Below are 20,075 nucleotides of genomic sequence, written 5' to 3' on the forward strand. Positions count from 1 at the left end.
GCGGATACCGCGCGCAAAGCCCACAAAGCAGCCCTCACGCGCCACCGTGCGACCGTCACGCGCTTCGCCTTGCATGGCAGGAGCTTCATAGCTGCCGCCTGAGCGTTCGACGAGATTCTCCTTCAAGTCATTGAGCATCATCACGGCCTGCCGCGCGTCGATCTGAGTCCGAAGCCCGCAAGCGAACACCAATTCGCGGATAAGCAAACCACCGATTGCCGCCCCATGTCGCAACTCGGTGCGGTCATGCACGAAGACGAGGCCGCCAGGACATCTGTGGTGCACCACATATTTCGATACGGCGGCTCGTGTGCCGCATGAACGCCGGTTCGTCGGGGATGGCGGCGCGATGGATCGTTGGCATACCACTTGCATATTCCGAAGTCGATTTCATCGGTACTCGAACGAATCGTCCATTCGACGATCGCCAACCAGCGACCGCGCATGCATCGAACGCCGTGCGCGCCATCGCAAACATCAAAGAGGCCTCTCATGTCAGCCTGTCTCACCCGTCGCGATGCTCGTCAGTCGAAACAGCGCACCGCCGTCACGCTTCTTCGCTCGTGCGCGCTCATGCTCGTCGCGACGTTCGGCCTGAGCCAGGCGGCTCATGCAGCGGGCGCGGAGGAAATCAAGGCGCGGGGCTATCTGAGCGTCGCGACCGAGGACGACTACAACCCGTTCGAATTCGTCGAGAACGGCAAGAACACGGGCTATGACAACGACCTGCTCGCGCTGATGCGCAAGAAGCTCGGCGTCGACGTCAAACAACAGGTGATGCCGTGGTCCGGCATCCTGCCCGGCGTCACGACGGGCAAGTACGACATGGCATTGAGCGCGGTGCTCGTCACCGAAGAGCGCAAGAAGAACTTCGACTTCGCGTCGCCGACCTGCGAGGCCGTCACCGTGTATGCGACCAAGAAGGGCGCCCCGATCAAGACCGCCGACGATCTCGTCGGCAAGGTCGTGGGCGCGGAAACGGGCAGCGCGATGCTGGCGGACCTCAAGTCCTTCAACGAGGAACTGAAAAAGAAGCACGGCGGCAACGGTCTCAAGCAGATCGTCGAGTATCAGTCGTATCCGGAGGCTTATCAGGATCTCGGGCTCGGTCGCGTCGATGCGGTCGCGAATACGCAGATCAGCCTGAACTCGCTCGTGAAGACGCGCCCGGACGTGTTCGTCGTCGGCCAGGCGATCGGCAAGCCGACCTATATCGCGTGGGCCGTGAAAAAGGGCAATACCGACGTGCTGAAGATAGTCGATGCCGCTTTGCTCGAACTGCGCAAGAGCGGCGAGATGTACCAGCTCCAGCAGAAGTGGCTCGGCGCGAGCTACAAGGACATGCCGCAGTCGGTCAACTGACCTTTACGCCCATATCATCCCGCATCGATGAACGCCTTCGATTACTGGAGCATCGCGCAAGGAGCGCTGGAGACCGTGCTTCTCTCGGTCGCCAGCATCGTGCTCGGCGTGCCGCTGGGACTCGGCCTCGCGTTGATCCGCTGGGCGCGCGTGCCGTATCTCAACCGCATCGTGCTCGCGTACGTGAGCCTCATCCGCTCGTGTCCCGCCGTGACGCTGACGCTGCTGATCTTCTTCGCGCTGCCGCAGTTCGGCATCTCGCTTGACCCGACGCCCGCCGCGATCCTCGCGCTAACCATCAGCACTGCGGCGTTCAACTGCGAAATCTGGCGCGCCGCGCTGATCAACTTTCCGCGCGACCAGTACGATGCCGCCCTCGCCTTCGCGATGCCGCGCAGCCTGCGGTTCCGGCGCATCGTGTTGCCGCAGCTCTGGCGCGCGAGCCTTCCGGGTCTCGTCAACGAGATGACCCTGCAGATCAAGTCGACGCCCGCGGTCGCGGTCATCGGCATCGTCGAAATCACGCGCGCGGCCTTGCGTGTGGGCGCGCGCACCTATGATCCGCTGCCGCCCTTCGTGTTCGCGCTGGTGCTCTACGGACTTATCGTGTTCGTGCTGATCCGGGCACAGCGCGTGATCGAGCGTCGCCAGCCCGTGGAGGCCCGCGCATGACGGAACACTTTCTGATCGTCTGGCAGCAGCGCGCGGACGTGCTTTCGGGTTTGCTCGACACGCTCGGACTGCTCGCGGTCGCCGCACTCGCGTCGCTCCTGCTGGGCGCGCTGCTCGCACCCGCGCTCATGTCGAAGCGCCCGGCCATCGCGCACATCGCCGTGCTGTATGTCGATGCGATGCGCTGCGCGCCCTTCCTGTTGTTCGTCTATCTGATCTATTTCGGGCTGCCGAGCGCGGGCATTCGCCTGTCGAACTGGTGGGCCGGCGCCATCGCGCTGATTCTCTACAACACCGCCTACATGGCCGAGCTGCTGCGCGGCGCGTGGGCCGGCCTGCCCGCGCCGATGATCGAAGCCGCGCGCGCGTACGGCTTTCACGGCTTCGGCCTGGTTCGCCGCATCATCCTGCCTCAGGTCTTCACAGTCGCCTTGCCGATGATCGGCAACCAGCTCGTGCAGATCGTGAAGGACAGCGCGTTTCTCACGGTGATCGCGGTCGGCGAGCTGACGCATCAGATGAACGGCATTCAGGCGACCTATTTCATCCCGTTCGCCGCGTTCATCACGGCCGTGCTGCTTTACTGGGCCATATGCCTCGTGATCGAAGGCGGCAGCGGATTACTGTCCAGATTTGCCGAGGAACGCAGAGCATGAACATTTCGAACGACGTCCCGGTCACCATCATGCGCGCGACCGACGCAGCCGGAGCATCGTCCGGCCTCGCGAGCGGCGCGGCGAGCCAGGCGGCGCTTACGGTCCTGCAACTCAACGGCATATCGAAGTCGTTCGGCGAGAATCACGTGCTGCGCGATGTCTCGCTCACCGTGCACAAGGGCGAGACCGTATGCCTGCTGGGACCGTCGGGCTGTGGCAAGTCCACGCTGCTGCGCTGCGTGAACTGGCTGGAAATTCCCGATGCCGGCACGGTCCACGTATCCGGCCGGCGCATGGGCCTGCGCGAAGGCTCGTCGATCAAGATGAACGATGCCGAACTCGCGCGTTCGCGCGCGCGCATCGGCATGGTGTTTCAACATTTCGCGCTCTGGCCGCATCTGACGGTGCTGCAGAACGTGATGGAAGCGCCGTTGCACGTGCTCGGACTTCCACGCGACGTAGTGCACGCGGAAGCCGAGCGCCTGCTTGAACGCGTCGGCCTCGCGGCCAAGATGGATGCGTATCCGTCGCGGCTGTCGGGCGGCCAGAAGCAGCGCGTGGGCATTGCGCGCGCACTGGCCATGAAGCCCGACATCCTGCTCTTCGACGAACCCACCAGCGCGCTCGATCCGATGCTCGTCGGCGAAGTGCTGAGCGTGATGCGCTCGCTCGCGCAGGAAGGCGCGACCATGGTCATCGTCACGCACGAGATGGAGTTCGCGCGGCAGGTGGCGAGCCGCGTCGTGTTCATGGACGCGGGACAGGTGATCGAAAGCGCGCCGCCCGAGCAGTTCTTCGACGCGCCGCAGACGCCGCGCGCGCGGCAGTTTCTTGCGCGCTTTCGCTCGCCGCATCACGCGGCCGAAGACTGAGCGAGTCTTCCGGACGCGCCTGACGTTCAGACTCGTCGCGGCCTGCATGCGCCGCGACGAGTCTGAGCGGATTCATTGCGGCGCAGCCATGTCCGCGGCCTGCCTGACTTCACCGTCCTTGTACTTGCCCCAGGTTTGCGCCAGTTCGCTCATCGACCGCGGATCGCAGTCGTATTCGGGCAAGGTGTCGGCATCCCAGTGACCGAAGCGATCGACGCCGCGCACGAGCGTCGCCCGACGTCGGCCGGTGACGGATCGCACATGCGCCGGCACATAGAAGAACGCGAAGCCGATGCGCCGATCATCCGAGCGATTCGGCAACGAACTGTGCGCGGTGCGTTCGTGATGCATCGAAAATTCGCCCGGCTCAAGCGGCATTTCGACCGCCAGGTTTTCGTCGATGTCGACGAGCGTCTGCCCCTTGGCGAGCATGTTGTCCTTCGCGTACGTCTCGACGTGCTTGAGGTCCGGCCCGCTGTGCGAGCCGGGCAGCACGCGCAGCACGCCGTTGACCGAATTCGCCGGCGTGAGCGCGACCCACACGGTCACTTCCTCGTGCGGCGTCAGCCCGAAATACGTCGAGTCCTGATGCCAGGACACATAGCGCGGATCACGACCGTTTTTAGCGAAGATCGACGCGCCGAACAGCATGATGTCCGGCCCGATGAGATCCTCGACCGCATCCAGAATGGCCGGATGACGGCCGAGTTCGACGATCGCCGGCAAGGCCAGATGACCTTTGATCTTGAGCGTCCTGTTGACGTCCTCGCCGGAGGACGCCTCGTACCGTTCGATGATGCGGCGATACTCCGCCGCCTCGTGCGCGTCGATCGCGCGCATCGGATAGACATAGCCGTGCTGCTTGAAGTGCGCGACCTGCGCTTCGGTGAGATGCTTCGTCATGGACGTTCCTCTGAGTGTGCTTCGATCGGAAAGACGCTTGCTCGTCCGGCAACGGGTCGCGCCCGCGCGGACGCTTACCGCATGAGTTCGTGCACGGCGCGCGCGACGCGCAACACGCCTTCGTCCGCGCCGCGCGCGCCGATGACGGACACGCCGACCGGCGCGCTGCCGATGCGCGTCCACGGCATGCTCACCTGCGGCAGGCCTGCGAGACCGGCGACGCACAGCATCTGCTGCGCACGGGCGCGCGTGTGATCGACCGTTTGCGCCGATGCATCGGCGCGCGGCGCGCCGCCCGGCACCGTCGGAACCAGCCAGTAGGTGCCTTGCGGCAGGGCTTCGGCCATTGCGTGGATCGCTTCAACGCGAAGCCGCTGCGCCTGCGCGATCTGCTCGCGCGTGATGGTCAGGCTCATCGCGAAGCGCGCGCCGACGTCCGCACCGAAGCTCGCCGAATGCTCGCGCGCCCACTTTCCGTATCGCTGGGCGATTTCCCCCGCCTGCAACACGCGGAACGTCTGCGCCCAGTCAGGCAGCGGTGCCTGCGGCGCGACGAAGCTCACGCGCTCGCCGAGCGCCTCGATCGACGCCTCGAAGCGCGCCGCGACGGGCGCATCGACGCAGGCGAGCAGGTTGCGCGGCACGTGAACGGCGAATGCATCGTCGTTCGATCCGACGACGCTTTGCGCCAGTACCTCGAACATGAGCGCGAGAGTGTGCGGATCGCGCGCGAACCAGCCGACCGTGTCGAAGCTGTGCGCGAGCGTGAGACATCCGTCGGTCGCGATGCGGCCGTGCGTGGGCCGCATGCCCCACACGCCGCAATAGCTAGCCGGCAGGCGCACGGAGCCGCCGCAATCGGTGCCGAGCGCGACGTCCGCATGACCCGCCGCGACTGCCACGACCGACCCCGACGACGATCCGCCCGGCATGCGCGCCGGGTCCGCCGGATTCACGGGCGTGCCGTAGTGCGCGTTGACGCCGGCAAGGCTGTAGGTAAGTTCGTCGGTGACGGTCTTGCCGATCCACTGCGCGCCTTCTTCGAGCAGCGCACGCACGGCGAGTGCGGTGCGCGCGGCGACCGGCTGCTGATCGCGCCAGGCCGGATTGCCGCCGCCGGTGCGCAATCCGGCGATATCGAAGACATCCTTCACCGCGAGGCGCAAGGTCGCGAGCCGATCGCCGGTGCGCGGCGGCAGCGCGGCGGGCGGCAGCGAGGCGAAGCCATCGGCGACGAATGCGCCGTGGAGGCCTGCTTGCAGCAAATCGTTCCGCGTCATGACGGGTCCATCCAGCTGACGTGAGCGGCGACCACGCGCCATTGACCGTCGATACGCGCCCACGTCTGCGACTGGCGCCCGATGCGCGGCTCGCCTGCGCGCGAGAACGTGATGTTCGTCACGGCGAAGTCCGCGCCGAAGCTCGTCACCGACCGGTCGACGATCGTGCGCATCAGGCCCTTGCCCGGACGCTGCGCCCGAAACTCGCGGATGGCGTCGTAGCCTTGCAGGTTTTCGGTCGCGCCGTAGCGCAGCGTGTGCGGACTCATCCAGAAGAGCGTGTCGAGCACGGCGACGTCGTTGGTCGTGAGCGCGCGCTCGTATTCGTCGAAGGCGGTTTCGACCGCCGCGAGCGTGGCCGGATGGTTGATCGGTTCTGCGCTCATGCGTTGTCGCCGGAAAGGTTTCTCATTGCGCGCGCGAAGAGTTCGGGCGGCGCCGCATAGAGACCGCGCCCGAGCAGGCCTGCGCGTCCGTCGCCGCCGATCATCGCGATGGCGGCGAGTGGCGCGATACCTTCGCGCTCGACGCGGGCGGCATCGAGCACACCGGGCAGCCGCGGGAACGCGGGATGCGGCTCCGTGTAAAGGCGCGCCTGGCGCTCGCGCCAGCCGGCGGGCAACAATGCCTCGAACGCCTGCGCCGGCTCCGGCGCGAGCGCCTGCGCGCCGAAACCGGCCGCGTCGATGACGCCGCTGTCGCCGGTCAGCGGCGCCGCCTCCGCCTGCTGGTGCGGATCGATGCGCGGTCCTTCCGGCGCGCGGGCGTCGGCGGTGATCCACCGTGAGGGCGCGCCCGCAAGCCGGATACCGATGCGCTCGCCGTTGCCCGCGAGCGCCACCACGAGCGTCGATGAAGCATCGCCCGCGCGCGCCGCCGCCGAAAGCATGAGCGCGCACGCGGCCATCCACGGCGTGAGGAAGAAAAGCGGCGTCTGGGCGAGCATCGCGTCGATCTCGCCGGATGCATCGGAGAGGCGCGGCGCGAGCAGCTCGCGCAGTGCGGCGGTGGCAGCCGTGGTGCGCGCGTGCAGATCGTCGCCATCATCGAGACCGGTTTGCGCCAGCGCCAGCAGATCGAGCGGGCCGCGAGCGAGCGCTGCATCGAGCGCGGGCGCGAGCACTCGGTCGCGCCATTTCATGCGATCGAGAATGCGCAGATCGCGGCCGCCGAAGCGAATCTGCGGACCCGCGCCGCTGCCCAGCATGGACCACGCACGCGCGGCGGAATCGTTCGCGTCGTTCACCTCGACGAGCATCGTGCGCGGCGAGATCACGGCCGCGAGCGGCGTCACCACGCCATACGCCTGCGCGCATTCGAGCCGCACTTCTCCTTGCGCGATCAGCCGTTCGGCGTGCACTTCATCCTTCGCCCAGCCTTCGTACAGACAGCACAGGACCGCAGACGAACGCACCGGCGCGGACGGCTCGCGCGGATTGTCGAACGGCGGCCCCGCATGCAGCAGCGTGAAGTCCGGCAGACGCACCGCGTCGCGCGCCGCCACGACCGCGCGCCATTGCGGACGCACCGCGTGAACGCGGCTCAGCGCGCGTGCGTTGGCATCGTCGGTGCGCATGGTCAGCGGGCCGCGAAGCTGAACAGTCCGCGCAGGCGCGACCACAGCATCTTCCAGAACAGATTGCCGACATCGAGCGGCGCGTTTGCCGCTTTCGCCGATGCCGCACGCACTCCCGGACGCGGTTCCACGCGCGTCTTCGGGGCGGGCGCTTCGGCTTCCTGCACGACGGCCGGCGCTGCGGCCTGCACCAGCGCGCTGCCTGCTGCCGTGTCCGCGACGTCGAGCTTCGCCTTGAGATTTTCGGCGAACGCTTCGGTCATGCGCGTCGCCAGTTCCTTCACGATCCCGCCGCGCGAAAACTGCGCGAGGCTGCCGCCGATCGTGTAGTCCACCTTCACGTCGACACGCGTTTCGCTCGCCGCCGTGGCTTCGAGCGCGAACGACGCCACGCCCTTCACGCGCGACGAACTCTTCCGGTCCACACCCGTTCCCGTGATGCTGCCGCGATACTGCGCATCGTCGAGCTGCATCGCGCCGTCGCCCGCGAACGACGCGACGATCGGCCCGAGCTTGACGGTCATCGCGAGCTTGAGCATGCCGTTCGCGACTGGCGCTGTGAGCGAGGCGCCCGGCAGGCACGCGACGATCCCGGGCGTGTCGTGAAAGCGCGCCCATACGGCATGGCGCGGATAAGGGACGGTGAAGCTTTGTTCGATTTCCATGGCGCGAATTCCGTATGAGTGTTTCAGGCGGTCGCGGCGGCGGCCGCGAGCGGGGCTGCGGCGCGGGCGCGACGCGCATCGAGCACGCGGCGGATCGCGCGGACGATGCCCACGTAGCCCGTGCAGCGGCACAGGTTGCCGGAGAGTTCGAGGCGCACGCGCGCGTCGTCGGCATCGGGCAGGCGCGTGACGATGTCGCGCGCGGTCATCAGCATGCCCGGCGTGCAGTAGCCGCATTGCAGCGCGTGTTCGGCGCTGAAGGCCGCGCGCAGCTCGTTCATGATGGCGTCGTCGTCGAAGCCTTCGATGGTGCGCACGGCGCTCCCCGCGCAACTGATCGCGGGAGTGATGCACGAACGGGTCGGCACGCCGTCCACGTCGATCGTGCATGCGCCGCATACGCCCTGCTCGCAACCGATGTTGGTGCCGCACAACATGCGCTGCTCGCGCAGGAAATCGGCGAGACTCGTGCGCGGCTCGACGCGGTCCACGACCGGCGCACGGTTGACGACGAGTTCGATCGTCTTGATGAATGCGTCGCTCATGGTGCTTTTCCGTCCTGATTGCGAATGGCCGCCGCCGCGCGCACGAGCGCGACGCGATGCACTTCATGTTCATAGCTTCCCGCTTCGATGCCCGCCGCTTCGAGATGTGCATCGAAACACGAGGTTTGCGGATTGGCGTCGCGCAGCAGATCGCGCGCATCGTCGATGGCGAAGGGCGGTGCGTCGATCGCGCCGATCACGGCACGGCACACGCCGCGCGCCGCATCGTCGATGAACACCGCGATGGCCTCGGCGAACTCGCCCGGCTTGCGGTTGAACTTGTAGTAGCTCCAGCGCGCCGTCGGCGAAAGACGCGCGAAGCGCACGCCGGTCAGGATCTCGTCGGCTTCGAGCGCGGTCGTGAATGCGCCGGCCATCCAGTCGCCGCCGTCGATCACGCGCGCGCCGCCCGGTCCCGCGACCAGAAACTGCGCATCGAGCGCGCACATCGTGTTGATCCAGTCCGCAGCGGGATCGGCGTGGGCGAGACTGCCGCCGAGCGTGCCGCGATTGCGCACCGCGCGATACGCGATGCCGCGCGCCACATATTCCATGAGTCCGCGTGTGCCGGTCTCGACCTTGCCGTCCTCGATCTGCGCATGCGTGAGGCATGCGCCGAGCGTGACCGTCTCCCCTTCGATGCGGCATGCACGCAGCGCCGCGATGCCGCGCAGATCGACGAGCATTTCCGGCTGCGCGAGGCGCAGGTTCATCATCGGCCCGAGCGACTGGCTGCCGGACACGAACTTGCCCATGCCGCCGGTCGGGACGATGAGCGCGATCGCCTCGTCGCAGGTGAGCGGCTTTGCATAATCGTAGGTCGCGGCTTTCATGCGGGCATTCCTTTCATCGCGCGGGCCTGGCGTTCGCGCTCCTTCGCGAGCGCTTCGACGACGAGGCGCGGCGTGACCGGCAACTGGTCGATGCGCACGCCGAGTCCGCGCAACGCATCGTTGACAGCATTGGCAAGCGCGGCGGGCGGACCGATCGCCCCGCTCTCGCCGATGCCCTTCTGCCCGAACTCGGTGTATGGCGCGGGCGTTTCCATGTGTTCGATGCGAATGGCGGGCACTTCGGTCGCGCCGGGCAGGATGTAGTCGGCGAGCGTCGAGGCGAGCGGCTGGCCGTCGTCGCTGTACGGCATCGCCTCGTAGAGCGCTGTGCCGATGCCCTGCGCCGCGCCGCCGTAGACCTGTCCGTCGACCACCATCGGATTGATGAGCACGCCGCCGTCTTCCACGATCACGTAATCTAGAATCTCCGTCTGCCCGAGCGCCGGATCGACCGCGACGACCACCGCGTGGCACGCGTAGCTGAAGGTGCCCGAATCGCGCTTCGCCTGATAGGACGTCGAGACTTCGAGGCCGCGCGGATCGACATCGGACGGCAGCAGTTGCGGCGCGAGATACCAGGTCCGCGCGATTTCCCGCAGGCTGCGCGACGCCTGTCTGCCGACCACCGCGCCGTTTTCCCAGCGCACCTCGCTCGAGGGTTCGCCGAGCAGATGCGCGCCGATCTTCAGGAGCCGCTCCTTCAGTTCCTTCGATGCGCGGCCCACCGCGCCGCCTGCCATCACGATCGAGCGCGAGCCCCAGGTGCCGGTGGAATAAGGCGTGACGCCGGTGTCGCCGAGCACGATGCGCACGCGGTCGGTGTCGATGCCGAGCACTTCGTGCGCGATCTGCGCGAGCGTCGTTTCCATGCTCTGCCCGTGCGAATGCACGCCCACGCGCACTTCGAGCACGCCGTCGGGCGTGAGGCGGATGACCGCCGGCTCGTAGCCCGGCACCATCGGAATGCCCCAGCCGTGATACACCGACGTGCCGTGCGCGCCCTGCTCGCAGAACACCGACATGCCGAAACCGATGCGCCTGCCGTCCGGCTCGCCGCGACGCTGCCGCGCGCGAACCGCGGACAGGTCGATCGCGGCCATCGCGCGGCGCACCGCCTCGGGATAGTCGCCGCTGTCGAAATGCTTCCTGGTGATGTTGTCGTAGGGCATCTCGTGCGGCTCGACGAGATTGCGCAGACGCACCTCATAGGGCTCGATGCCCGCTTCGAGCGCGATCGCATCCATGACGGTTTCGATCGCGTAGCACACGCCGGTGCGCGCCACGCCGCGATACGGCAGGATCGGCGGCTTGTTGGTCGCGACCGACCACGTGCGGCACCGGAAGCGCTCCATCTTGTACGGCCCCGGCAGGATGCTGCCGATCTGCGCCGCCTCCAGACACGCCGAGAACGGATACGACGAATACGCGCCCGAATCCACATGCGCCTCGCATTCGACCGCGAGCAGGCGGCCGTCGCGATCGGCGTAGCCGGTAATGTCGTAGTCGTGCTCGCGGCAGTTCGCATTCGCCGTGAGTTGTTCGCGGCGATCCTCGATCCAGCGCACGGGCTTCTCCAGTTGCATCGCGAGCCAGCCGCAGCAGACTTCCTCGGGCAGCAGAATGCCTTTGTAGCCGAAGCCGCCGCCCACGTCCGGCGCGATCACGCGCACTTGCCCTTCGTCGAGGCCGAGACATTGCGCAAGCCCGGTGCGCGTGATGTGCGGCATCTGCGCGGACGTGTGCAGGATCAGTTGCGACAGCCGCCGGTCCCAGTGCGCAACGCAGCCGCGCCCTTCCATCGGCGCCATGCTCTGGCGCGCCGTGCGCAGCTTGCGATGCACGCGGATCGGCGCGTCGCGGCGGATCGCGTCGAGATCGACGTCAGGGTTCGCATCGACGAAAGTTTCGAGGAAGACGTTGTCGCCCCAGTGTTCGTGCACGAGCGCGGAATCGTCGCGGCGCGCGTCGATCATGTCGACCACGGCGGGCAGCTCCTCGAAATCGACGAAAACCTGCGCGGCAATGTCCTCGGCCTGCGCGCGCGTCGCGGCCACGCACATTGCAATGATCTCGCCGACCTGCCGCACCTTGCCGCTCGCGAGCACCGGCTGCTCGGAAGACTTGAAGCCCGGCAGGCCCGAATTCGCGACGACAGGCTTCACGCCTTCCATGTCGCCAAGCGTGTAGATCGCGTGTTCGAAGCCCTCCGGCTTCTCGATGCCGACGATATGACCATGCGCGATCGGGCTGCGCACGAACGCCACATCGACCATGCCGACCATGCGGATATTGGGCACGTATTCGCCGCGCCCGTGCATGAAGCGCTCGTCTTCCTTGCGCGTGAGCGATGCGCCGATGCCTTGCGCGCTATCGCCGCCGCCCTGTCTATGCAGACGTTTGATCATCGTATGAACCTCGCATTCTCAGGCGGCGCGCGCGAGCGGCAGGGTCGGCGAAACGGCGTCGTGGCGCACGCCGTCGCGCAGGCAGAAGAGCGGCGCCAGCATGCGGTCGGTGATGACCTGCGTGCCTTCGTTGTCCTCCAGCACCCAGCGCCCGCGCCGGTCGTCGAGCACGCTGATGTCTGCGCCGCGTCCCACCTTGAGCGTGCCGATCTCGCCCTCCATGCCGACCATCTTCGCGGCGTTGCACGTCGTCATGGCGACGACGTGATCGAGCGGCAGGCCGAGCGCGAGCATGCTGGTCATCGCGCTGACAAGGCTGAACTGCGTGCGGCCGAGGAACGAATGCTCTTCGTCGGGATGGCTGTCGGGCGTGCCGGCTGGCGCGGGCACGTGTGTGTTGTAGCCGTGCATGTCCGCGCCGAGCGTGTCGGGCACGACGCCCGCATCGAGCACGATGCGCGCCGTCCTGAAGCTGAAATGCGAGCCGTGGCCGACGTCGATCTTCAGGCCGCGCGCGACCGCTTCGTGCACGAGCGGATGCAGTTGCCCGTTCTCCTCCACGAAGCCGCCCGGATGACGGCTGAACGGATGCGCGAGGATATCGCCGGGCTTGAGGGTCTCGACCACCTGATTGAAGATGCAGTCCGGCTGGACCGGCAGGCCGCCGCTCTGTGGCTTCGGCCACAACTGGCCGAAGTGGATGTACAGGGGCAGTTGCGCGCCACGGCCAATCTGCGCGGCGATCTTCATCACGTCGAGGCCCCAGCGCGCGAAGCCGCCGATTTCCGCATGCGCCTTGATGCCCTTCACCAGATCGGGATTGGCCTTGATGGACTTGATGGTCGCATCGGCATCCAGACAGTCGGGGCGATACAGGTCCGGATAGTAGTGACCTTCGAGCCCGCCGACGAGATAGGCGGAGATGAACGCGAGCACGCGCGTGGCCGAACGCTCCGCTACGTAATGACGAAAGCCCGGAATCGTGATGCAGCTCGGACCGCCCTGATCGACGATCGTCGTGACGCCCGACTGCACGCCGCACTGATCGGCATTCAAGCCGAAGCGGCCCGTCACGTACTGATAGATGTGGCCGTGCGTATCGATGAGACCGGGCAGCACCAGCTTGCCGCCGCAATCGACGAGTTCCGCCTGATGTGCCTGGCTCGCGGCAGCGGCGCCGATTGCGGCAATGACGCCGTTGTCCACCAGGACGTCGAGCGTGGCGTCGATTTTCTGGGCCGGGTCGATGACGCGCCCTCCCTTGAGCAGAACTTGTGACATGTACTGTGCGCCTGGCCGAGTCGAAAGATGCGTGGTGTACCGCAAGTTGTATGCCGGTTTTTATGCATCGATTTACGAACGAATTTTCTTCATCCGAATCATTCAGTTAGCAGTGTTCTTCAACGCCAGATACGTGCCATTCCACGGAGCTTCGCAAACTGCCTCGCACCAACTCGGAGAGCACCGACGCGTTCCCGCACCACGCCCATGCGCGATGCCTTCTTATGGTGATTCGTCGGTGTACCCCGCATTTGCGGCGTGCCGCGATTTCGGCCTAGAATGCGGCATCGGAGCGTCCGACGCTCGTCCCTCTTTCCACGGAAGTCGCTGACATGCGAAACACCGTCACCGATCACATCGACATCGAAAGCGTTCGCGCGGAGCTTGCGCAGCGGCAGGCGCGCTCGCCGCTGTTTGCGCGGCCCGGCTTTCTGATTCGCCGCATGCATCAGATCCATACGTTCCTGTTCGTGCAGGAAACGAGCGAGTTCAACATCACGCCGGTGCAATACAGTTTGCTCACGGCGCTGGAATCGCTCGGCGAGATGGATCAGAACTCGCTCGCCATCGAAGTCGGACTGGAGCGCTCCAGCGTCGCGGAAGTCATTCCGCGACTCAACGCGCGCGGGCTCGTCAGCCGCACGCAGGCCGAACATGACAAGCGGCTGCGGCTCGTCAAACTCACGCCGGCGGGCAAACGCCTGGTCAGGAAGATGGCCGCCGCCGTGCAGCGCGCGCACGAGCGCACCATCGAGCATCTTTCGCCTGTGGAGCGCGACGTCTTCATGCTGCAAATGATCCGGCTGGTGGAAGCCAACAACGCCGACAACCTCGTGCCCTTCCGGCTGCCCGACAGCCAGTTGCTCGCCCAGGACGAAAGCGAAAGCGAAGCCGGCGCGACGTGAACATGACGCCCGAGGAGCGCCCCGCCATCGCACTGCACGCTACGCTTTCGCGCGCGGATCGCGTCTATTACACGCTGCGCGACGAAATCTTCGACATGCATCTCCTGCCGGGCGACCGGCTTACGGAGGGCGCCATCGCCGAACGCTTCGCGGTCTCGCGCACGCCCGCGCGCGAAGCCCTGCAGCGGCTTCAGAGCGACGGTCTGATGCAGGGCTATGTGCGCGGCGGCTGGGAAGTCGTGCCGATCGACAACAAGCGCTTCGACGACCTCTACGAGATGCGCCAGATGATCGAAACCTTCGCCGTGCGCAAACTCTGCGACGCGCAGACGCCGCAGGCTAAGCTGCATCTGCTGCTCGATGCGCTCGATCGCATCTGGAAAATCGGGCGCGCGCGGCGCATCACCGATGGCCGCAAGCTCGTCGAACTGGACGAAGCGCTCCATCACTCGCTCGTCGCGGCGGCGGGCAACGACGAGCTCACCTCGGCGATGCAGCGCGTCACCGACCGCATTCGCGTGGTGCGGCGGCTCGACCTGGTGCAGGGCGACTGCATCGCCGAAACCTATGACGAACACGCTGCGATTCTCGACGCCATTCGCCGCGGCGACGGCGCGCTCGGTGTCGAACTCGTGTCGCGCCATATCCGCGGAAGCCAGGCCAGCGTGAGCGGCCTCACCATGCAGCGCCTGCTCGCCGCGCGCACCGGGACAGGGCGCGAAGCCGTCGAGCACGCACCGGCAAGGCCTCGGCGCACCATCTGACGACATCACGAGGCTTCGCATCGGCGTCGTCGACGCGGCGCTGCAAGCCTTATCCGGCAAGCCTGATCAGGGTTATTACCAAGCGTTGGCACGGATCTCGCATTGGTCGTTTCGTTGTATACAAGGAAACGTCAATGCTTCTGGAACACGCGCAAGCCGCTGCCAACACACTGAATCCCACGCGCGGATCGCGCGGCATGGCGGTCGCGCCGCACGCGCTCGCCTCGCAAAGCGCGCTCGCCGTCCTGCGCGAAGGCGGAAACGCGGTGGAGGCGATGATCGCCGCCGCCGCGACCATCGCGGTGGTCTATCCGCACATGAACAGCATCGGGGGAGACGGCTTCTGGCTGATCTCGCGCCCCGGCCACGCGCCCGTCGGCATCGAGGCATGCGGCGCGGCCGCGATGCGCGCCAGCATCGACACGTATCGCTCACTCGGTCTGAGCGCGATTCCCCCACGCGGCCCGCTCGCGGCCAATACCGTCGCCGGCACGGTGTCGGGCTGGGACTTCGCGCATCGCTACTCGAAAGACGTGCTCGGCGGTCGCCTGACTGTCGCGCGGCTGCTCGAAGACGCCATTTATTACGCGAGGGACGGCATCCCGGTCACGCGCAGCCAGGCCGATTGCATTGCGGGCAAGCGCGCAGAACTGGAAACCGTGCCCGGCTTCGCGCAGACCTTTCTCCCTGATTCACGTGCGCCGCACACCGGCGAGCGCTTCGTCAACGCGCGGCTTGCCGCGACGCTGCAACGCCTCGCGGATGCCGGTCTCGACGACTTCTATCGCGGCGACCTCGCGCGCAGCATCGCGAGCGATCTCGCATCGCTGGAAACGCTCGTCACGCTCGACGACCTCGAGCGGCACCGCGCCTGCGCGCGCACGCCGCTCGCGCTGCGGCACACACTCGGCACCGTCTACAACATGCCGCCGCCCACGCAAGGCCTCGTCTCGCTGCTGATCCTCGGCGTGCTGGACCGCCTGCTTACCCACGACATGGACCCGCTCGGCCCCGAGTTCGTGCACGCGTGCGTCGAGGCGACCAAGCTCGCCTTCAAGGTGCGCGACGAGCACGTGACCGATCCGGACCATATGCGCATCGACCCGGTCACGCAGCTCGATCCCGCCGCGCTCGACGCGATGGCCTCTCAGGTGTCGATGTCGCGCGCCGCGCCGTGGGGTCAGGGCCGAGGCCCGGGCGATACGGTGTGGATGGGCGTCATCGATCGCGATGGCGTCGCGGTCAGCTTCATCCAGAGCATCTATCACGAGTTCGGCAGCGGAATCGTGCTGCCGCAGTCGGGCATCAACTGGCAGAACCGCGGCTGCAGCTTCTCGCTCGACCCTTCGTCGCTAAATCCGCTGATGCCGGGCCGCCGCCCCTTTCACACGCTCAATCCCGCCCTCGCGCATTTCGCCGACGGCCGCACCATGGTGTACGGCAACATGGGCGGCGACGGCCAGCCGCAGTCGCAGAGCGCGGTGTTCTCGCGCATCGCGCGATTCGGCTGGAATCCGCAGGCCGCGATCGATGCGCCGCGCTGGCTGCTCGGCCGCACCTGGGGCCAGTCCACCGATTCGCTGAAGCTCGAAGCGCGCTTTGCCGCCCCGACCGTCGACGCACTGCGCGCCCTCGGGCACGACGTCGAAGTGCTCGCCGCCTACGACGAAGCGATGGGTCATGCCGGCGCGATCGTTCGTCATTCCGACGGTTCGTTCGAGGGCGGACACGATCCGCGCAGCGACGGCGGCGTCGCAGGCTGGTAACGCTTCAGGGCACATCGCCATTCGCAGTCGTTTCATCGTCCGGTCCCGCGATTCGTCGGACCGGACGGCGCCTCTCATCCTTTTGATTCGCAATACCACCGGGGAACGCAATGAACTCTCGCATCCAGCCGATGCACGACGATGCCGCAATGCCCTCGCCCGCCGTCGTCGCACATAACCGCTGGCTCCAGCTCGGCCTGGGCCTCCTCTGCATGATGGCGATCTCCAGCCCGCAATACGTCTGGACGCTGCTGACGAAGCCACTGTCGGCGAAGCTCGGCGTGCCGCTGCCGGAGCTGCAGGTGACCTTCTCGATGCTCATCATCCTGCAGACGTTCTTTTCGCCGTTTCAGGGCAAGCTGATCGACCGTTTCGGGCCGCGCCTCCTGATCTCGCTCGGCACGGTGATGTCGGGCCTGAGCTGGGTGCTGGCGTCGATGGCCACGAGCACGTCGATGCTCTATCTCACGTATGGTCTCATCGGCGGACTCGGCACGGGCATCGTGTATGTCGGCGTCGTCGGGCTGATGGTGCGCTGGTTCCCGGACCGGCGCGGCTTCGCGGCCGGCGCGGTGGCGGCGGGCTACGGCATGGGCGCGATCGTAACCACGTTCCCGATCTCGGCATCGCTTGCGACGCGCGGACTCGACGCCACGCTTTGGATCTACGGCATCGCCTTCGCGATCGTGGGCTTTGTCGCGTCGCAGGGTCTGCGCGTGCCGCGCGATGCGGCGCTCGGGCCGGCGTCGGCTGCGGCGGCATCGGGCGTGACGAATCTTCGTCCTTCGCAGATGATGAAGTCGCCGCTCTTCTGGCTCATGTTCGCCATGATGACGATGATGTCCACCTCGGGCCTCATGGTCACCTCGCAGATGGCGACCTTCGCGGCGGATTTCGGCATTACGAAGGTCGTCGTGTTCGGCATGGCCGCGCTGCCGCTCGCGCTGACTATCGACCGCTTCACGAACGGCCTCACGCGTCCGCTGTTCGGCTGGGTGTCCGATCGCTTCGGCCGTGAAAACACGATGTTCTTCGCGTTCGCGCTCGAAGGCGTGGCGATGGCGCTGTGGCTCCTCACGCGCGACAACGCCGTGCTGTTCGTGCTGCTCTCGGGCGTGGTGTTCTTCGGCTGGGGCGAAATCTTTTCGCTCTTCCCGTCCACGCTGACCGATACGTTCGGCACACGCCACGCGACCGAGAACTACGGCTGGCTGTACATCTCTCAGGGCATCGGCTCGATCTTCGGTGGACCGCTCGCGGCGCTGTTGCATCAGCATGCGCAAAGCTGGGTGCCGGTCTTCAGCGTCGCGATCACGCTGGACATCGTCACCGCCCTACTCGCGCTCTTCGCGCTCAAGCCAATGCGCACTCGCTTCCTGAAACAGGGGACTGTATAAACGTCCAGGCACCGCGAGAGGATTACCGTTCGACGTATGTTCGCTTGCCGCCGGGGCCGCCGATGCGCTCGCCCCGGCGACGGGCGCGGAGGCGTAACAGCCGATCAAGCGTCTCGGACATCGCATCGGCGAGAGACAGAGATTGGCCGATCTCTGCCGGGATGACCGGGCTGAATCGTTACAATGCATCGATGAACTCCATCTTTGACGGCGTCGAATGCGAGATATGCTGACTTCCTTTTTTTGGAGCGGCGACGCCATCCGCAGTCGTAACGTAAGCGACATCGTTTTATCGGGCACGCTCGATGTGCCTGCGCCTTGTGCGTCCGTGCTTGCGGATTGGCAAAGAGAGACAGCGACCCGGCTCGCCCTGGAACCTGGGGATGTCGAGGCAATGCATCTGGCGCGTACGCAAGTGCGCTGGCCGGACTACAAGCGGTGCGTGCAGGCCATGTCCGACTGGACAGGCGCCCTGGGACTGCCCGCGGTGCTTGCCGACAGCCCCATGGCGCTGATGGCCTGTCGTGGCGCGAAACATCACCATGATGGCGAGCAATATGGCGGTGCCGCCTTTTGCAATCTCTTCCTGAGCGAAGACAAGGGTCTGGACTTGCACTTTCCCTCTACGGGCCAACGCATTCCCCTTAAGCGCGGAACAGCCGTGATTTTCGATACGGCCCAGCCCCACGGCGTCGTTCAGCGCGGCAGCGACAGGTTTTTCCCGGCCGACTTCGCCCCGGACCAAGACTTCACCCAGATTTTTCTGACGTGGGAACTTCCAATCGAAGACGCCAATATTGGAAATGCGCTGAAGATCGTCCTCGATGTTGACCGCCCGACGTCGCTACAGCTCAAGGAAGAGCAAGTCCGGTTGAACGGTGCACCGGCCGCCGTGTGCCCGGAATCGGGTCGGTGGCTCCGCGTTGACTAGCGGTCGGCGTCACGGCCTGGACCGTGGCACTGGACCGCGAAGTAAGCGACTCACAACCCAACTCGTCCTCGCGTCGGCTCGAGGCGTACAGACATCGCCCCTAACCGGAGCGCATCCCATGCTTTCAGATCTCTATCGCGGCTACATTGCCTGTCTGAACGCGCAGGACTGGCCGAATCTCGGCACATACGTTCACGACGCGGTGCAGTACAACGAGCGGGCGCTGACGCTCGATGATTACCGCGAAATGCTGAAAAAAGACTTTCGCGAGATACCGGATCTCCTCTTCGATATTCAACTGCTGATTGAAGAGCCGCCGCGCGTCGCGTGCCGGTTGCGGTTCGAATGCACGCCGGTAGGGGAATTCATGGGACTGCGCATCGACGGAAAACGCGTCGTTTTCTGCGAGAACGTGTTCTACGAATTCCGCGAAGGGAAAATCGCCAAGGTCTGGTCCGTCATCGACAAAGCTGCGATCGAGGCGCAGCTTTAGGCGGCTTCCGTGAAGAACGTATCGACGATGTCGTCCCTCAACCCGGCGACCTCGCGATCCCCCACCTTCCGCGGCCTCGCCAATCCCACGTCGATCACTTCGCCGATGCGCCCGGGCCGCGCCTGCATCACCACGATCCGATCCGAGAGCAGTACTGCCTCTTCCACATCGTGCGTGACGAGCACCATCGTGATTCGTTCCCGCTCCCATATGCGTTGCAATTCCAGTTGCAAACGGCTGCGCGTGAGCGCATCGAGCGCGCCGAAAGGTTCATCGAGCAGCAGCAATCGCGGCCGATTGACGAGCCCGCGCGCAATCGCCACACGCTGCGCCATCCCGCCCGACAACTGATGCGGATAATGCCGCTCGTATCCCTTCAACCCGACGAGCTCGACATGTTCCGCCACCGCCCGCGCTTTCTCCGCTTTCGACAGCGGCGCATTGCGCAACGCAACGGCCACGTTCTGCGCGACATCGAGCCACGGAAACAGCCGATGGTCCTGAAACACGATCCCGCGCGACAAATCGGTGGTCACGACGCGCTTGCCGTCGAACTCGATCTCGCCTTCGTGATCGCCGTCCAGCCCTGCGATGAGCCGCAGCAACGTCGACTTGCCGCACCCGCTCGCCCCGACGATGCTCACGAACTCGCCGCTCGCAATCGACAAGTCGATGCGATCGAGCACCGGGGGCGCCGCATCGTCGTTGAAGCGCTTGCTCACATGCCGCAGCGTCAGACCGCTGTCCTGCCCGATTGCCGTCGTCATTA

At 66.0% G+C, this 20,075-nt stretch carries 20 protein-coding genes and 1 pseudogene; 10 read left to right on the forward strand and 11 right to left on the reverse strand.

Annotated features, from left to right (window positions below; translation table 11 throughout):
- Nucleotides 1-3: 3 nt before the first annotated feature.
- A pseudogene (locus NCS58_RS24360) lies at nucleotides 4-159 on the reverse strand (2,4-dienoyl-CoA reductase); the annotation flags it as partial.
- Between the two features lie 333 nt (nucleotides 160-492).
- Here NCS58_RS24360 and NCS58_RS24365 point away from each other — a divergent pair.
- Genes NCS58_RS24365 through NCS58_RS24380 form a run of 4 tightly spaced genes read left to right on the forward strand, consistent with a single transcriptional unit; the run spans nucleotide 493 to nucleotide 3,562 of the window.
- A complete protein-coding gene (locus NCS58_RS24365; RefSeq protein ID WP_061119142.1) occupies nucleotides 493-1,362 on the forward strand; it encodes a transporter substrate-binding domain-containing protein in 870 nt (289 codons plus the stop codon).
- A 27-nt stretch (nucleotides 1,363-1,389) separates the two neighbouring features.
- Nucleotides 1,390-2,034, forward strand: coding sequence for an amino acid ABC transporter permease (locus NCS58_RS24370; protein ID WP_061119143.1), 645 nt, complete (start codon nucleotides 1,390-1,392; stop codon nucleotides 2,032-2,034).
- Nucleotides 2,031-2,690 carry an amino acid ABC transporter permease gene (locus tag NCS58_RS24375; protein ID WP_061119144.1) on the forward strand — a complete coding sequence of 220 codons (660 nt, stop codon included), beginning with the start codon at nucleotides 2,031-2,033 and terminating at the stop codon, nucleotides 2,688-2,690. The genes NCS58_RS24370 and NCS58_RS24375 overlap by 4 nt, the downstream gene beginning before the upstream one ends.
- Nucleotides 2,687-3,562, forward strand: coding sequence for an amino acid ABC transporter ATP-binding protein (locus NCS58_RS24380; RefSeq protein ID WP_061119145.1), 876 nt, complete (start codon nucleotides 2,687-2,689; stop codon nucleotides 3,560-3,562). The genes NCS58_RS24375 and NCS58_RS24380 overlap by 4 nt, the downstream gene beginning before the upstream one ends.
- Nucleotides 3,563-3,634: 72 nt before the next feature.
- On the opposite strand, the gene NCS58_RS24385 is transcribed toward NCS58_RS24380, so the two are convergent.
- From NCS58_RS24385 to NCS58_RS24425, 9 genes are all read right to left on the reverse strand, one after another.
- A complete protein-coding gene (locus NCS58_RS24385) occupies nucleotides 3,635-4,465 on the reverse strand; it encodes a phytanoyl-CoA dioxygenase family protein (protein WP_061119146.1) in 831 nt (276 codons plus the stop codon).
- A 74-nt stretch (nucleotides 4,466-4,539) separates the two neighbouring features.
- Nucleotides 4,540-5,745, reverse strand: a complete 1,206-nt coding sequence (locus NCS58_RS24390) for an amidase (RefSeq protein ID WP_061119147.1) — start codon at nucleotides 5,743-5,745, stop codon at nucleotides 4,540-4,542.
- The gene (hpxZ, locus tag NCS58_RS24395; protein ID WP_061119148.1) at nucleotides 5,742-6,131 is read right to left on the reverse strand and encodes an oxalurate catabolism protein HpxZ; all 390 of its coding nucleotides are present in this window, start codon (nucleotides 6,129-6,131) and stop codon (nucleotides 5,742-5,744) included. The genes NCS58_RS24390 and hpxZ overlap by 4 nt, the downstream gene beginning before the upstream one ends.
- Nucleotides 6,128-7,321: a DUF1116 domain-containing protein gene (locus NCS58_RS24400; protein ID WP_061119149.1), complete on the reverse strand. Its 1,194-nt coding sequence runs from the start codon at nucleotides 7,319-7,321 to the stop codon at nucleotides 6,128-6,130. The genes hpxZ and NCS58_RS24400 overlap by 4 nt, the downstream gene beginning before the upstream one ends.
- A 2-nt stretch (nucleotides 7,322-7,323) precedes the next feature.
- Nucleotides 7,324-7,986 (reverse strand): SRPBCC family protein, encoded by a 663-nt coding sequence (locus NCS58_RS24405; RefSeq protein ID WP_061119150.1) that lies wholly within the window; start codon nucleotides 7,984-7,986, stop codon nucleotides 7,324-7,326.
- A gap of 23 nt (nucleotides 7,987-8,009) precedes the next feature.
- Complete coding sequence (locus NCS58_RS24410) at nucleotides 8,010-8,531, reverse strand: (2Fe-2S)-binding protein (protein ID WP_061119151.1); 522 nt, start codon at nucleotides 8,529-8,531, stop codon at nucleotides 8,010-8,012.
- A complete protein-coding gene (locus NCS58_RS24415; RefSeq protein ID WP_061119152.1) occupies nucleotides 8,528-9,364 on the reverse strand; it encodes a xanthine dehydrogenase family protein subunit M in 837 nt (278 codons plus the stop codon). Before NCS58_RS24415 ends, NCS58_RS24410 begins: the two co-directional genes overlap by 4 nt.
- Nucleotides 9,361-11,769: a xanthine dehydrogenase family protein molybdopterin-binding subunit gene (locus NCS58_RS24420; protein ID WP_061119153.1), complete on the reverse strand. Its 2,409-nt coding sequence runs from the start codon at nucleotides 11,767-11,769 to the stop codon at nucleotides 9,361-9,363. Before NCS58_RS24420 ends, NCS58_RS24415 begins: the two co-directional genes overlap by 4 nt.
- Before the next feature lie 18 nt (nucleotides 11,770-11,787).
- On the reverse strand, nucleotides 11,788-13,050 hold the full coding sequence (locus NCS58_RS24425; RefSeq protein WP_061119154.1) for an amidohydrolase/deacetylase family metallohydrolase: 1,263 nt from the start codon (nucleotides 13,048-13,050) through the stop codon (nucleotides 11,788-11,790).
- 332 nt (nucleotides 13,051-13,382) lie between these two features.
- Here NCS58_RS24425 and NCS58_RS24430 point away from each other — a divergent pair, with 332 nt between their 5' ends.
- The 6 genes from NCS58_RS24430 to NCS58_RS24455 all read left to right on the forward strand — a co-directional run bounded on the left by NCS58_RS24430 (nucleotide 13,383) and on the right by NCS58_RS24455 (nucleotide 19,306).
- Nucleotides 13,383-13,955 (forward strand): MarR family winged helix-turn-helix transcriptional regulator, encoded by a 573-nt coding sequence (locus tag NCS58_RS24430; protein ID WP_061119155.1) that lies wholly within the window; start codon nucleotides 13,383-13,385, stop codon nucleotides 13,953-13,955.
- Nucleotides 13,956-13,957: 2 nt separating this feature from the next.
- On the forward strand, nucleotides 13,958-14,719 hold the full coding sequence (locus NCS58_RS24435) for a GntR family transcriptional regulator (RefSeq protein WP_061119156.1): 762 nt from the start codon (nucleotides 13,958-13,960) through the stop codon (nucleotides 14,717-14,719).
- 134 nt (nucleotides 14,720-14,853) lie between these two features.
- Complete coding sequence (locus tag NCS58_RS24440; RefSeq protein WP_061119157.1) at nucleotides 14,854-16,485, forward strand: gamma-glutamyltransferase family protein; 1,632 nt, start codon at nucleotides 14,854-14,856, stop codon at nucleotides 16,483-16,485.
- Nucleotides 16,486-16,595: 110 nt separating this feature from the next.
- Nucleotides 16,596-17,882: an oxalate/formate MFS antiporter gene (gene oxlT / locus NCS58_RS24445; protein ID WP_061119158.1), complete on the forward strand. Its 1,287-nt coding sequence runs from the start codon at nucleotides 16,596-16,598 to the stop codon at nucleotides 17,880-17,882.
- A 226-nt stretch (nucleotides 17,883-18,108) separates the two neighbouring features.
- Nucleotides 18,109-18,813 carry a hypothetical protein gene (locus NCS58_RS24450; protein WP_061119264.1) on the forward strand — a complete coding sequence of 235 codons (705 nt, stop codon included), beginning with the start codon at nucleotides 18,109-18,111 and terminating at the stop codon, nucleotides 18,811-18,813.
- 118 nt (nucleotides 18,814-18,931) lie between these two features.
- Entirely contained in the window at nucleotides 18,932-19,306 is a 375-nt protein-coding gene (locus NCS58_RS24455; protein ID WP_061119159.1) for an ester cyclase, read from the forward strand.
- Here NCS58_RS24455 and NCS58_RS24460 read toward each other — a convergent pair.
- Nucleotides 19,303-20,073 (reverse strand): ABC transporter ATP-binding protein, encoded by a 771-nt coding sequence (locus NCS58_RS24460; protein WP_061119160.1) that lies wholly within the window; start codon nucleotides 20,071-20,073, stop codon nucleotides 19,303-19,305. The genes NCS58_RS24455 and NCS58_RS24460 overlap by 4 nt on opposite strands.
- Between the last annotated feature and the right edge of the window lie 2 nt (nucleotides 20,074-20,075).

Origin of the sequence: Caballeronia sp. INML3B (assembly GCF_023631305.1) — a bacterium.
Taxonomy (GTDB): Bacteria; Pseudomonadota; Gammaproteobacteria; order Burkholderiales; family Burkholderiaceae; genus Caballeronia; species Caballeronia turbans.